Origin of the sequence: Ruminococcus flavefaciens ATCC 19208, from assembly GCF_000518765.1 — a bacterium.
Taxonomy (GTDB): domain Bacteria; phylum Bacillota; class Clostridia; order Oscillospirales; family Ruminococcaceae; genus Ruminococcus; species Ruminococcus flavefaciens.
Window position 1 is genome coordinate 34,546 of sequence record NZ_JAEF01000017.1, and the last position, 14,042, is coordinate 48,587.

Below are 14,042 nucleotides of genomic sequence, written 5' to 3' on the forward strand. Positions count from 1 at the left end.
GTGAATAAGCTAAACAAGGCAATGAGTATCGTTACTGCTGTTTTATCCTTATCGGTAATTTCCGTATTCGGTCTGATGACGTTTTTCGGCGAGAAGAAAGACCGGTCATTCGATGAAAACAGACAGCTTGCCGCTTTTCCTGACCCTTCGTTTAAGGAGATGTACAACGGAAGCTATGCCGAGCAGGTGGACAGATATATGACCGACCATTTTGCGGGACGAAGTAAATGGGTATACGCTAATGACCGCATACAGGAAGAACTTTCGGAGAGTATAGTTAACGGAGTTTATGTAAGCAAGGAAAGACTGCTCGATACAGAGGTATCGGGGCAGGATAATAGTCTTCTGCTGGAAAATGCAGGTATTATCAATGATTTTGCACTGAAATATGACAATGCTACTACTGTATATATTGTTGCTGTTCCGTCTTCTACAGGTGTGTACGGTGATATTCTCCCTTCACATATCATAAGCCGTTCCGAAAGTCAGAAAATAAATGAGCTTTATCAACTGCTTATAAATAAGATACGTACCATAGACGCTTACAATATTCTTAAAATGATGAAGGATAACTATATTTTTTACCGCAATGATACTAAGTGGACCAGTTACGGAGCATACTGTGTTTATAAGACAGTGATACAGAAGCTTGGTTTCCAGTCAACATTATATGACAAGTATATTATCGAGCACGTTACTGATACTTTCAGGGGCGATCTTTATAACAGAACACTTTCCGATAAGCCTAAGGCTGATCTTATTGATATCTACAATTGTCCCGACAGTGCTGAAGTGATATCCTGCGAAAGGATACTGAACGACGGCTCGGTGACAGCGGGGGAGATATATGACAGGAGCAGGCTTGATTCAAGCGATATGTATTCCATGTACCTTGGTGAAGATGTTCCTGTACTAAAAATAAAAACGTCAAATCAGAATGACAAAAAGCTCCTTGTCATCAAGGACAGCTATGCGGACTGCTTCATTCCGTTCCTTATTCAGCATTACAGCGAGATAATCATTGTTTCGCCAGACCAGCTGGACAGGGAGCTATCGGATATCATAAACATAAACGATTACAGCCAGACATTGTTCCTTTTCGGAATAAATGATCTTGATAAAGAAATCTCTCTGGAGAAAATAACAGAAAGGAATTGATCTTATGAAGGCATTAGTTACAGGCGCGACATCAGGCATCGGACAGAGTATTGCAAGAAAACTTGCTAAAAGAGGCTGGGACCTTATCCTTACGGGACGTAATGAGGAGATGCTGAAGGAAATGCAGAAAACTCTCGGAAAAGGTACTGAGATAATAACTGCTGATCTCGCAAAACGCGAGGAGGTCTTCAGAGTTTATGAATTCTGCAAGGGAAAAGATGTTGATATGCTCGTTAATAATGCAGGATATGGTCTTTTCGGTAAATTTGATGATACGGATATGACCGATGAACTGAATATGATAGACCTTAATGTTACAGCTCTTCATATCCTTACAAAGCTGTTCCTGCGCGATTTCAAGAAAAAGGATTACGGTACTATCCTGAATGTGGCTTCTGCGGCAGGCTTTATGGCAGGTCCTCTTATGGCTACGTATTATGCTACAAAAAACTACGTGCTGAAGCTTTCTATTGCTATTTATGAGGAGCTTCGCAGAGATAAGTCAAATGTTACCATAACGGTCCTGTGCCCGGGTCCAGTTGCGACCAATTTCAATAACCGTGCAGGTGTAAGCTTTTCGGTAAAGCCCATAAATGCTGATTATGCTGCTGAGTATGCCCTGCATAAGGCTTTCACGGGCAAGCTGTTTGCTATACCGGGGCTTACAGTAAGGCTTGGCACAGTTGCTGCAAGGTTTGTTCCTACAAAGATACTGTCAGCTATAGTGTACAATATACAGCAGGCTAAAAAGTCCTCCGACGGGAAGGAAAGGGCTTTGAAGAAATGAGAGATATCAGCTACAGAGTAGCTCTTGGAGGCATCGTATCGGCTTTGTGTCTTGTTACGATGTTTCTTGCGGGAGTTCTTCCTGCGCTCTATCTGCTGCTCCCGGGGATAGCAGGTATCCTTCTTATGATAATAGCTGTTGAAGTCAGCACAGGCTGGGCATTTCTTACGTATCTCGCCGTCAGCCTGCTGTCTGTCTTCGTGACATTCGATAAGGAAGCAGCTCTTATTTTTATAATGTTCTTCGGACATTATCCTATACTGAGGTTTTATATTGAGAAAATCTCTCTCAGGCTCATCAGGTTTATTATCAAGCTTGCTGTTTTCAATATCTGTATCATAGGGTATTTCTATGTTACGGTGTATTTCCTCGGACTCGATGAGATGCTTGATGAATTCAATGAAATGGGCATATATGGAGCTTACATAATGCTGGGGATATGCAATATAATATTCCTTGTCTATGATTTTGATCTTGTTTTTATGTATGATCTTTATCGTAAGAGAATCATGCCTAAATTCCGCAAAAAAAGATAGACCGCATTCGTTTTTTTGCAACGTTTGCGGTCTTTTCATTTGTACTTGATTTATTAATAATTATGTGCTATAATAAAAAAAGAATTTGACTAAGGAGTGATATATTGAATACTATTGCAATAATCGGAGCAATGCCTTCAGAGCTTGCTGACATAAGGGAAATACTTGGTAAAGCTGAAATAAAACATATCTCAGGTTTCGATTTCTACATTAATCAAAAAGGCGGCAAAACTGTGATAAATGCCTGCTGCGGAATAGCTAAGGTAAATGCAGCAGTCTGCACACAGGTCATGATAGATAATTTCCACCCCGATTGTGTGATAAATACGGGTATCGCAGGCGGTATGAACAGTGCAGTTAAGGTTTGCGATGTCGTTATATCCACAGAGGTTCTTCCTCACGATCTTGATCTTCATTTTCTCAAGGATTATCCTCCTTATTGCGGTATCTTCAAGGCAGATGGCGAGCTTATTGATACTGCGGAAAAGGTTTGTGAAGAATTTGGCGTTAAATCCTTCAGAGGGCGTATCGTTTCGGGCGAAGCTTTTATTACCAGCAATGAGGTAAAAAAAGCTATTCAGGAAAAATTCGATCCTTATGCCGTTGATATGGAGAGTACAGCTGTAGGTCACTGCTGTTACCTTAACGAGCTTCCTTATGTCAGTGTGCGCTGCATTTCCGATAATGCAGATGATGAGGGAGCTATGTCATTTGACGAATTTGAAAAGATCGCAGCTAAGCGGGTTGCGGAGATAGTTCTTCGTATGGCTGAGCTGCTCTGAAAGGAGTTTTTACTATGAAAAAATTATTACGTGCAGGTGTTTCTATGGGCTTGATCGCTGCTATGTGTGCAGCTCCTGCATTCAGTGCTAATGCAGCAGATGAGGCACCTTCTGTATACTTCACTGTGAACGATAAAGCTGACGGTGTTGAGACACTCAAATTTGGCGCTGTATTTGTAAATACAAAGGAGAATACATCGGCTATCCCATGTGCTGTATACATAAAGGACGAAAGCAAGAAGGCTGGTCAGATCTTTGTAAAGGTAACTGCTGAAAAGTCACTCAAGCTTTCTAATCTTACAGGACCTAACGCTCTTTATAAGGGTGCTCCTTATAAGGGATTCGAGACTGATGACAGCATGAACCTCAATACTTTTGAGGATCTTAATGTGCTTGCTGTAAACTATTCAAAGATATCTTCCGAAAAGCCTATGGAGCTTAACGGCGAGAAGTCTGACTCTTATCCGCTGGCTTGCTTTGATGCTAAGTTTGACGCTAATGCTGAAGGCGGTTCATACAATCTGAAGGTTTACAGCGAGGGAGCTTATTTCAGCGGTATCATCGCTCGAAACGGCGACGGTACTTTCAAGGAGTATGATCCATCCGAGAACAGCAAGCCTCTCCTTATTAATGCTTCCGACAGAAAGCTTGGCGATATCAATAACGACGGCAAGTGGGATTCAGTTGACGTTTCAGGTATCATGAAGGAGTATTCAAAGATCTCAGCAGGTCAGGACGGTATTTTTGACGCAAATCAGAGAGCAGCTGCTGATATCAACGGCGATGGTCTTGTAGATTCTGTTGACGCAAGTAACCTTCTTGCTTATTATGCTTACCTTTCAGGTGACGGTACTTCTTCACTCAATGATTTTGTAAAGAACAGAAAGTAATTATAAAAAAAGCAGCCTTGCGGCTGCTTTTTTTTGACTATAGTAAAAAACGATCGGGAACATTTTCATGTTCCCGATGATCTTTTATAATGATTTTTTCAGACTGCTGAATGCATTGTCTACTATCTTTTCCTCAGGTGCCTTTGTAAATGCGCTTACTATCGGTACGATAACAAGTGATACGATCATTGCAAATGCTCCTGCATTGATAGGTGAGAGAAGATTTAACGGGCAGTTCATTTCGATTATTGACTGCTTGAGTCCGCTGAATGCTTCAATGTTCATGCTGAACAGTACCATGTGTGTTACGCTTATGCCAACACCTGTGATAAAGCTTGCTGCACAAGCGGCAGGTGAAGTCTTCTTCATAAACAGACCATAGAGGAATGGTCCGAGGAATGCTCCCGAAAGTGCGCCCCATGAGTAGGACATAAGTGTTGAGATAGATGCGTTTTTGTTGCAGGCGATGATTACGGAGATTATAAGGAATACTGCGATGAATATACGCATGAACTTTACCTGATGCTTATCGTCGAAGCCCTTGATGCGGGGCTTGATAAGATCGTTGGTAAGTGTTGAGCTCGATGTAAGTACAAGTGATGAAAGAGTTGAAAGTGATGCTGAAAGAACAAGTACAACAACAAGTCCGATAAGGAGATCAGGAAGTGCCTGATGTATAAGTGCAGGTACCATCGTATCGTATACAGGCTTTCCGTCAACTGTATCAATAAGTGCTCTGCCTGAGCCGTCTGTGCCGTCAAGTGTGCAGTAGAGTCTTACAAATCCACCCATGAAATATGAGCCGCCTGCTACTACGATAGCAAAGAAAGTTGAGATGATAGCGCCTTTCTTGATAGCCTGCTCATCCTTGATAGCGTAGAATTTCTGTACCATCTGCGGTAGTCCCCATGTACCAAGAGATGTAAGGATAACAACACCGAGAAGGTTTATAGGATCAGGTCCGAACATTGAACCGAGCGTTCCTGTTTCTGTTTTGCCGTCGGAAATAGTATTAAGTGCATCAAGAGCAGCAGAAAGACCGTCCTTCTTCTGTACTGTAAGTGCTACGACTGTTCCGATACCTATAAGCATTATGATGCCCTGGAAGAAATCATTGAGTGCTGTAGCCTTGTATCCGCCCAGTGTTACGTATACGGCAGAAAGTACAGCCATTGCGATGATTATGTATGTTGCACCGTTTTCACCAAGCTTGAATACCATTCCGAACAGACGTGAAAGTCCGTTGTATACAGATGCTGTATAAGGAATGAGGAAAATGAATACGATAAGAGCAGATGCTGTTTTGAGCTTTGTGGAGCTAAAACGATGCTCGAAGTATTCGGGCATTGTTTTTGCACCGAGGTGATTTGTCATAAGACGTGTTCGTCTTCCTAAGAGGAAGAACGGTATAAGGCTTCCGATTATGGCGTTGCCTATTCCGACCCATGTTGAAGATGCTCCGTACATCCAGCCGAACTGTCCTGCATATCCGATGAAAACAACAGCTGAGAAGTAAGTTGTTCCGTAGGAGAATGCTGTCAGCCATGAACCAACATTTCTTCCGCCAAGCATAAAGTCCTCAGAAGACTTTGTACGCCTTGACATGTAAATTCCTATACTTACCATTATAGCGATGTAAATGGCAAGTATGACGAATGTAGCGACTTTTGCGCCCATTTGTATCCCGACCTTTCAGTTCGCTTACAGTGTAAAATGATAAACCTGTAAAGCTTTAAATGAATAAAGTTGTAAACTAAGCCTAATTATACTATATTATTCATAAATTGTCAATAGCTAATTAGTGAAAATAGCTATTTCACGTAAATAATTTGTTAAGCCAATCAAACTATAAAAATTAAATCGTGAATTATTGACTTTACAATTGCAATATGGTACAATATAAGCGATGAATTATACTTTAATTTTATAATGGATTTAATAATACAACTCGTCAGACTCTCCCTAAAGATCTGAAAGTGATGATTTGGAGAAGATATTATGGGAATGTTGGATTTTCTTAAAGTCAGCAAAGGTATAGCAAACAATATGAATTTTGTAAGCCCTGTTCTCGGTACAGGTGTGTATTCCGGTCACGTAGGCTCAGGAAGAAAACCTGAAGGGCGCGGAGTTTTTATTAATGACCTGGATATTGAATATGACGGAGAATGGAAAGACGGCAGGCTTTGCGGTTTCGGAAGAAAGTACGCAAAGGGTTACTATGATATCGGACAGGGCGAGGACGATGAAGCAAGCAAATCCCTTGTCTACGCAGGTGATTTCGTGGACGACAAATTTCATGGCAACGGAAAGCAGTACTGGCAGACAGGCAAGCTGGAATATGACGGCGAATGGATGTACGGCTGGAGATGCGGTGAGGGGACAGAGTTCTATGAGAACGGCAAGACTAAGTTTGTGGGCTCATGGAGCAGAAGCAGATATCACGGCAGAGGCGTTTTCACATATAAAAACGGAGATGTTATAGAAGGCGAGTGGGTAGAAGGACTGCCCGAGGGTGAAGTATTATTCAAGACCCATGAAGACAACTGCGTTTACAAGCGTGTCTACGATGAGGGAAAGATGGTAAGTGAGGAGCTTATCAGCGGTACTCCAAAGCCTTCTCCCGATGCTAAAAGAGTCATAGATTTCGATAACGGAAGATATGAAGGTGAAGTGGGCTTCACGGGAAAAATGCACGGAAAAGGTACATTTACCTATACAAACGGCAATGTATACGAGGGAAGCTTCAATGAAGGAGTTAAGCAGGGAAAAGGTGTTTTCACATTCGTTGACGGTGATGTTTATGAAGGTGAATACGAAAACGACCTGCGAAACGGACGCGGCGTTTATTTCTATAAAAACGGCAATAAGTATGACGGCGAATGGTGTGATAACGTCAAAAGCGGTAACGGTGTCTTTTTCTTCAACAATGGTGACAGGTTTGAAGGCAGATTTGAGAACAGCGTGAAACAGGGACACGGTACTTTTTACTATAAAAACGGCGATGTCTTTGAGGGTGAATGGGAAAGTGATATGCGCCACGGGAAAGGCATACTCACCTGCGCTGACGGCGTGAAAAAAATACAGAAATGGGACAGGGACAAGCTGGTGAGCGAGTCGCCTATATTTCAGTAAATGTAAATAAATGCGAAAACGCTTCAGTATTACTGAAGCGTTTTTTTACATATTTGGTTATCTGTCAATAATCTTTGTGTGCCTTGCATACAGAACATACCTTATCGAAAAGACCTCTGAATTCTCCGCCGCAGTATCTGCATCTGCCGTTTTCGATATTTATGGGTTCCTGCGATTTAATGTATGCAGGAAATGCCCAGTAATGCTTCTGCAACTTGCTGTATGTAACATTCAGAAGCTTGGGGCAGTTATAGAATGTAGCAGGATTTTTTCCGTACTTATATGGGTTGCTGCCTTTATATAATTCCGTTTCTCCTGCGAAGGTGACCTGTTCAAGTTCGGTACAGTCTGCAAAAGCATACGGATATATGGCTTTAACGCTTTTGGGGATAATGAGCTTTTTCAGTTTTGAGCAGCCCCTGAAAGCCTGATTGCCGATATATTCCACAGTTTCCGGGATATTTATGCTGCTCAGGTCTGTACAGTTTTTGAATGCATTCATTCCTATTCTTTTCAGACCTGCCGATGGATCATATTCAGAATGCATACATTCAAAACTGATACTTTCAAGGCCTGTACACTCGGCAAATGCGAAATCCTCTATAGTTTTTACTTTTTTAGGTATATTTATGCACTTCAGGCTTGTACAGCCTTCAAATATCCTCCACGGGAGCAGTTCTGTATTTTGAGGTATATTTATGATCTCCAGGCTTGTACAGCCTGCGAGAGCGCCTGCTTCGATGTTTTTGATGCTGTCGGGAAATTTTATTTCCTTTAAGCTTACACAGCCGTTAAATGCATCTATGTCTACAGTTTCAACACCTTCGGAAATTTCTATAGATTGTAGATTTTTACAGCCTGAAAACGCTCCTTCACTTATAAGCTCGACTCCTTCAGGAATGAAAACAGATTCTATGTTGTTCATGCCTTGAAAAGCAGCTTCACCAATCACAGATATTCCGTCAGGTATTCTTATTTCGCTTTTAGTAAAGCCGTTATAGCGAATAAGAACGCTTCTTTCAACAATGAAGTCACTGTCATAATTGTAAGAAGTTTTCTTTGCAGCAATGCCATGAGCTACTGCTCCGTTAAAGCTGTTTATAGCCTTTTGTACAATAAACGCTTTGTTGCAGAACGGGCAGATAGATGCATCCTGCGTATCATCAACAGCAAGGAATCCTCCGCATTTGTAGCATTTGCCCTGTACATACATTATGCTCCACCTTCTTTCAATCATGTTTAGTTTTATATTATATTATGTTTATATTATTATACCTCAATTTTAATCATAAGTCAATACATTTTGTTGAATAATAACAAAAGTAAGATTTGCGTTTGCTAAATAATAAGCCGCAGGTCTTTGAACTGCGGCTGTAGTTTAGTGTACGACAGTCAGTATGTATTTTATTCTGTCCGTTTTAGAGTTCTGCGTTTGACGTATTGCCATTTTGTATGGAATGTGCTATAATACATTTGATCAGACTATTTGAACGGAGTTGTTCGACCTTGAATAAAATTTTACTTGTTGAGGATGATAAGGAAATCATTGCAAATCTTACAGAGTATCTTTCGGGCGAGGGGTTCAGTGTAAAGAATGCAAACGGACAGACAAAGGCTCTTGAAATGGTGGAAAATGAAGCTTTTGATCTGGTGCTTCTTGACGTTTCTCTTGCGGAGGGCAATGGTTTTGCTGTTTGCTCGGCTATAAAAAACAATACCTGTATACCTGTTATATTTCTGACCGCTTCGGGCGATGAATTCAGCACTGTTACGGGTTTCGACCTTGGTGCAGATGATTATATTGCAAAGCCTTTCCGTCCTCGTGAACTTGTATCGCGTATAAAGAATATACTGAGACTTACGGGAAGTACAGGCACAGTGACTCAGCTCGGAGATGTGCTTGTGGACACTGTAAAGGGTACTGCCAGCAAAAACGGCAAGGATCTTTTCCTTTCAGCTCTTGAGTACAGATTACTGCTTGTTTTTATCAATAACAGAGGAGCTGTTATGACGCGCACAAAGCTTCTTGAATCCATCTGGGATATCGCAGGAGAATTTGTAAACGATAATACGCTTACTGTATACATAAAGCGTCTGAGAGAAAAGATAGAGGACGATCCTCAGAATCCGACTATCATAAAAACAGTCAGAGGCATGGGGTACAGAGTTGACTTATGAGTAAATTACTTAGAAATGGCGAAGTATATCGTTCATTGATCGCTTTTGTCGTATTGTCACTGGCAGCAGTTGTTTTCGTATTGATATATGATGACAGATTTCTTATCCCTGTAATATGCCTGTGCTGCGGTTTTATCCTTATACATTTTATAACGGTGTTTTTAAGATACAAAAAAATATCGGAGCTTACAAGTGACATTGACAGGATACTTCACGGTGAAGAAAACATTGATCTTGAAAAATATGCGGAGGGTGAGCTTGCGCTGCTTCACAGCGAGGTCTATAAAATGACAGTGCGTCTCCGTGAACAGCAGTCCAGACTTGTCGAGGACAAAATTTATCTTGCAGATTTTCTTGCAGATGTCTCTCATCAGATAAGAACTCCGCTTACATCAATAAATATACTTGTTTCTATGCTGTCTGAACCCGATATGACAGCTGAAAAACGAGAACAGACCGTTCATAAGCTATATGGATTGCTATCACGTATTGACTGGCTCATAACCGCTCTTCTGAAAATGTCAAAGCTTGATACGGGTACGGTAAAATTTCATCAGGAAAAAATAACAATGCAGCAGTTTATTGACAAGGCGTGTATGCCTGTCAGGATACCTATAGAGCTGCATGGTCAGGAGCTTGTTGAAGCAGGTGAAGGTGAGCTTGAATGCGATATAGCATGGAGCTGTGAGGCTGTTGGAAATATCGTCAAGAACTGCATGGAGCATACTCCTGACGGCGGTACAATAAAGGTAACAGGTAAAGAAAATGCGCTTTATTACGAAATTATCATCACCGACAGCGGAAGCGGTATCTCTTCCGAGGATCTTCCGCATATCTTTGAGCGTTTCTATAAGGGACGTTCAAATGAGGATAAGGGCGGTTTCGGTATAGGACTTGCTCTTGCTCGTATGATAATCACAGGTCAGAATGGTACCGTAAAAGCCGAAAATTATAGCGGCGGTGCGATGTTTACAGTAAGATTTTACAAGACTACGGTTTAAGGCAGGATTCATACCTGCCTTTTCTTTTTTGTGACGTATTTGTTATTTTAAAGTCACTGAATAGTCATCTTGACATGATAGAATATGTTCAGAAACTCAGAAAGGGTGTGTCGTTATGGAAATACTAAAGGTCGAAAATTTATGCAAGACTTACGGCAGCGGTGAAAATGAAGTTCGTGCGCTGGACAATGTAAGTTTTTCAGTTGAAAAGGGTGAATTTATAGCAATAATCGGTCCTTCGGGTTCGGGTAAATCTACACTGCTCCATATACTCGGCGGAGTCGATAAGCCTACATCGGGAAAGGTATATATGGACGGAAATGACGTCTATGCTCAGAATGATGAGCAGCTTGCTATTTTCAGACGCAGACAGGTCGGACTTATCTATCAGTTCTACAATCTTATACCTGTGCTCAATGTTACGGAAAATATCACGCTTCCTGTTCTTATGGATGGTCAGGAGATAAATGAGAACCGTCTTAAAGAGCTGATAGCAACTCTTAAACTTAGCGGACGTGAAAAGCATCTTCCAAATCAGCTATCGGGTGGTCAGCAGCAGCGAGTTTCTATAGGAAGAGCGCTGATGAATGCTCCCGCAGTTGTACTTGCAGATGAGCCTACGGGAAATCTTGACAGCAAAAACAGTCAGGAAATAATCGAGATGCTGAAATTTTCAAATCAGAAATACAATCAGACTCTTATTATAATTACTCACGATGAAAATATTGCTCTTCAGGCTGACAGGATACTTGCCATCGAAGATGGAAGGATAATTCGTGACGAGGTGATAAGAAAATGAATATATTCAGTAAGGTCACATTACAGTCGCTGAAAAAGAACAGAACAAGAACTATTGTTACTATAATAGGCATAATCCTTTCAACTGCTCTTATTTGTGCTGTGACTACTTCTATCGCTTCTGTTAGACAGTATGCGATAAACTATTTCGAGTATACCGAAGGAAAATGGCACGGATATGAAAAAGCCAGCGATGTTGGAATGTACAACAAGATAAAAAGCTCAGATAAGGTCGAAGGTACAGGCTGCCTCAGCTATATCGGATATGCGGATATCGACAGTATCAATGATTACAAGCCATATCTTTATATTTGCGGATTTGAACAGGATATGGACGGACTTATCCCTGTTCATATAAAAGACGGCAGATTGCCTCAAAACAGGAATGAGATACTTATCCCGGAGCATCTTCAGGATAACGGCGGTGTAAGCCTGAAAACAGGTGATCAGATAACTCTTGAGATAGGCGATAGAAAGATCGACACTGAGCAGATTGCTGAAATGGGCATAGATTCGGAAGAAAACGCAATGTATTACAGCGAAGATTCACTTCTTACACAGCAAAATCCCATGACAGCTGTTGATTCTTCCGAAAATGTAGTATTAGTGGGCGAGCATATCGAAGTTAAGGAAACAAGAAAGTTTACCGTTGTAGGTATATATGAGAGACCGGATTTTGAGAATTATTTTGCACCGGGATATACCGCACTTACTGTGCCCGAAGGCGATGATGAATTTGCGGAAGCAGATATATATTACCGCATGAAAAATGCCAAGGACATATATGATTTTAAGAAGGATAACGGACTTGTCGGAGAAACTCACAGCAATGTGCTGATGCTCATAGGTGTATCGAGGTATGACAGTTTTTACCGTGTTGTTTTCGGTATGGCAGCAATTGTTATAGCTCTTATCATATTTGGCTCTATAATGCTCATATATAATGCTTTTTCTATATCAGTTGCCGAAAGGACAAAGCAGTTCGGTCTGCTTTCTTCGATCGGTGCTACCAAGAAGCAGCTGAAAAAGATGGTAAGATTTGAGGCTTGGGCTTTAAGTATTATAGGCATACCGCTCGGAATATTAGTCGGAATACTCGGTATGTGGGTGACTTTCCTTGCCATTGGAAACAAATTTGTTGCGTTTTCCGATAATAGTTATCCTGAGCCTATGCGCATATGCGTTTCACCTTTTGCTTTGATAGCAGCCTGCATAATCGCGTTCGTTACTATTACCATATCAGCTTGGATACCTTCAAAAAGAGCTACTAAGATATCCGCAGTTGAAGCTATAAGGCAGAATTCGGATATCAATCAGAAAAAGTATATCAAGACTCCTAAGTTCATTGCCAAAATATTCGGACTTCCCGGAATACTTGCTCATAAATACTTCAAGTGCAGCAAAAAGAAGTATCGTGCAACTATTATCAGTCTGTTTATGAGCATAGTTCTGTTTGTATCGGCTTATGCTTTTACTTCTTATCTTGTGAGAGCCGTTCAGGATACCAATGAGACAGGCGGAATGGATTATTCATATCATTTATTCAAGCAGAGTGAAAGCATGGAGATTGATCCGGAAAAGGTAAATGATGTCATAAAAAATACCGAGCATATAACAAAGTCATCGTATTCGTTGAGCGATTATATCTTTTTCTCTGCCGACCGAAAGAACTTCACGGAAGATACCGTTCAAAGGGGCGGCGTCAACGAATCGGCCTATGAAAAAGGAAAAATGAACGGATTCATAGATATCATTTTTGTTGACGATGATACTTTCCGCAGTTTTGCAGAGGAATGCGGAGTAAATGCCGATGAGTATATGGATAAAAAATCTCCCAAGTGTATAGTTTACGATTGTATGCTATTGTTCAATAGTGATACTGAAAAAATGGAGCGTATCAGGTATCTTAACGGAGCAGATTTCGATATGCAGATCAATATCTTTAAAAATATGGACGGATATTATTTCTTTGAAGTAAATGAAGATGGAAAAGCCGTTTATGTTAAGAAGAATGCCAATTCAATAAATGATGAAACTACCATGAAGGTTGATATGGACGAGTACAGCAGGGAGATAACTTTCCATGTAGGAAAGATAGCTGATAAAAAGCCGTTTTTCCTTGAAGAAGGTTTGCTGACCGCAATATTCCCATACAGTATGTGCGAAGCATTTTACGGTGACTTGGCTGATGAATCATTCATAACCTATAGATTCAATATCAATTCCGATGATATATACAACGGCTTTGCGTCACTTAAAGAGTCATTGAAAGGAAACGGACTTCCTGTAGACGGACTATATAACTATGCAGATGAAGTAGAAACAGAAAGAAGCATGGTGCTTATCGTCAAGGTATTTGCATATGGATTTATAGTTCTTATCTCACTTATTGCTGCGGCTAATGTTTTTAACACCATAACTACCAATATTAATCTCAGAAGGCGCGAATTTGCTATGCTCAGTTCTGTTGGAATGACTTCAAAGAGTATGAGAAAAATGCTCAATTTTGAATGTATCATGTACGGTGCAAAGGCACTGCTCTATGGTCTTCCTGCATCGGCAGGCGTTACATTTCTGGTATATAAAGCCGTAAACGAGGGTGTGGACGTTGATTTCTACATTCCGTGGAGAGCTGTTGCAATTGCAGTATTCAGTGTATTTCTTGTAGTTTTTTCAACTATGATGTACTCAATGAGCAAGATAAAGAAGGATAATACTATAGATGCACTGAAAAATGAAAATCTGTGAAAAAAAGACCTTCCGTTCGGGAAGGTCTTTTT

The 14,042-nt window shown here is 40.8% G+C and carries 12 protein-coding genes; 10 read left to right on the plus strand and 2 right to left on the minus strand.

From position 1 onward, the window contains the following. The 5 genes from L870_RS16720 (at nucleotide 1) to L870_RS18405 (ending at nucleotide 4,153) form a co-directional block, all read left to right on the plus strand. Complete coding sequence (locus L870_RS16720) at nucleotides 1-1,158, plus strand: DHHW family protein (RefSeq protein WP_242836489.1); 1,158 nt, start codon at nucleotides 1-3, stop codon at nucleotides 1,156-1,158. Nucleotides 1,159-1,162: 4 nt separating this feature from the next. Then, nucleotides 1,163-1,945, plus strand: a complete 783-nt coding sequence (locus tag L870_RS0105385) for an SDR family NAD(P)-dependent oxidoreductase (RefSeq protein ID WP_037271320.1) — start codon at nucleotides 1,163-1,165, stop codon at nucleotides 1,943-1,945. Continuing rightward, nucleotides 1,942-2,481, plus strand: coding sequence for a hypothetical protein (locus L870_RS0105390; protein ID WP_028517274.1), 540 nt, complete (start codon nucleotides 1,942-1,944; stop codon nucleotides 2,479-2,481). The genes L870_RS0105385 and L870_RS0105390 overlap by 4 nt, the downstream gene beginning before the upstream one ends. 104 nt (nucleotides 2,482-2,585) lie before the next feature. Further along, nucleotides 2,586-3,263: a 5'-methylthioadenosine/adenosylhomocysteine nucleosidase gene (locus tag L870_RS0105395; RefSeq protein ID WP_028517275.1), complete on the plus strand. Its 678-nt coding sequence runs from the start codon at nucleotides 2,586-2,588 to the stop codon at nucleotides 3,261-3,263. Nucleotides 3,264-3,277: 14 nt separating this feature from the next. Continuing rightward, nucleotides 3,278-4,153, plus strand: a complete 876-nt coding sequence (locus L870_RS18405; RefSeq protein ID WP_028517276.1) for a dockerin type I domain-containing protein — start codon at nucleotides 3,278-3,280, stop codon at nucleotides 4,151-4,153. An 84-nt stretch (nucleotides 4,154-4,237) separates the two neighbouring features. On the opposite strand, the gene L870_RS0105405 is transcribed toward L870_RS18405, so the two are convergent. Beyond that, nucleotides 4,238-5,830 (minus strand): sodium:solute symporter family protein, encoded by a 1,593-nt coding sequence (locus L870_RS0105405; RefSeq protein WP_028517277.1) that lies wholly within the window; start codon nucleotides 5,828-5,830, stop codon nucleotides 4,238-4,240. A 321-nt stretch (nucleotides 5,831-6,151) separates the two neighbouring features. Here L870_RS0105405 and L870_RS0105410 point away from each other — a divergent pair, with 321 nt between their 5' ends. Continuing rightward, the gene (locus tag L870_RS0105410) at nucleotides 6,152-7,285 is read left to right on the plus strand and encodes an MORN repeat-containing protein (RefSeq protein WP_028517278.1); all 1,134 of its coding nucleotides are present in this window, start codon (nucleotides 6,152-6,154) and stop codon (nucleotides 7,283-7,285) included. Between the two features lie 64 nt (nucleotides 7,286-7,349). On the opposite strand, the gene L870_RS0105415 is transcribed toward L870_RS0105410, so the two are convergent. Continuing rightward, nucleotides 7,350-8,498, minus strand: coding sequence for a leucine-rich repeat domain-containing protein (locus L870_RS0105415; protein ID WP_028517279.1), 1,149 nt, complete (start codon nucleotides 8,496-8,498; stop codon nucleotides 7,350-7,352). A 293-nt stretch (nucleotides 8,499-8,791) separates the two neighbouring features. On the opposite strand from L870_RS0105415, the gene L870_RS0105420 reads away from it, so the two are divergent. The 4 genes from L870_RS0105420 to L870_RS0105435 all read left to right on the plus strand — a co-directional run bounded on the left by L870_RS0105420 (nucleotide 8,792) and on the right by L870_RS0105435 (nucleotide 14,010). Then, nucleotides 8,792-9,463 (plus strand): response regulator transcription factor, encoded by a 672-nt coding sequence (locus L870_RS0105420; protein ID WP_028517280.1) that lies wholly within the window; start codon nucleotides 8,792-8,794, stop codon nucleotides 9,461-9,463. Further along, nucleotides 9,460-10,464, plus strand: a complete 1,005-nt coding sequence (locus L870_RS0105425) for a sensor histidine kinase (RefSeq protein WP_028517281.1) — start codon at nucleotides 9,460-9,462, stop codon at nucleotides 10,462-10,464. The genes L870_RS0105420 and L870_RS0105425 overlap by 4 nt, the downstream gene beginning before the upstream one ends. Before the next feature lie 115 nt (nucleotides 10,465-10,579). Next, nucleotides 10,580-11,263 (plus strand): ABC transporter ATP-binding protein, encoded by a 684-nt coding sequence (locus L870_RS0105430; RefSeq protein WP_028517282.1) that lies wholly within the window; start codon nucleotides 10,580-10,582, stop codon nucleotides 11,261-11,263. Continuing rightward, a complete protein-coding gene (locus L870_RS0105435; protein ID WP_028517283.1) occupies nucleotides 11,260-14,010 on the plus strand; it encodes an ABC transporter permease in 2,751 nt (916 codons plus the stop codon). The genes L870_RS0105430 and L870_RS0105435 overlap by 4 nt, the downstream gene beginning before the upstream one ends. Nucleotides 14,011-14,042 lie beyond the last annotated feature (32 nt).

Bases quoted from the DNA above. Each gene is read 5' to 3' on its own strand.
- L870_RS0105415 (WP_028517279.1), bottom strand. From the start codon at position 8,498: ATGTATGTACAGGGCAAATGCTACAAATGCGGAGGATTCCTTGCTGTT.
- L870_RS0105430 (WP_028517282.1), top strand. From the start codon at position 10,580: ATGGAAATACTAAAGGTCGAAAATTTATGCAAGACTTACGGCAGCGGT.
- L870_RS0105385 (WP_037271320.1), top strand. From the start codon at position 1,163: ATGAAGGCATTAGTTACAGGCGCGACATCAGGCATCGGACAGAGTATT.
- L870_RS0105425 (WP_028517281.1), top strand. From the start codon at position 9,460: ATGAGTAAATTACTTAGAAATGGCGAAGTATATCGTTCATTGATCGCT.
- L870_RS0105435 (WP_028517283.1), top strand. From the start codon at position 11,260: ATGAATATATTCAGTAAGGTCACATTACAGTCGCTGAAAAAGAACAGA.
- L870_RS0105405 (WP_028517277.1), bottom strand. From the start codon at position 5,830: ATGGGCGCAAAAGTCGCTACATTCGTCATACTTGCCATTTACATCGCT.
- L870_RS0105390 (WP_028517274.1), top strand. From the start codon at position 1,942: ATGAGAGATATCAGCTACAGAGTAGCTCTTGGAGGCATCGTATCGGCT.
- L870_RS18405 (WP_028517276.1), top strand. From the start codon at position 3,278: ATGAAAAAATTATTACGTGCAGGTGTTTCTATGGGCTTGATCGCTGCT.
- L870_RS0105410 (WP_028517278.1), top strand. From the start codon at position 6,152: ATGGGAATGTTGGATTTTCTTAAAGTCAGCAAAGGTATAGCAAACAAT.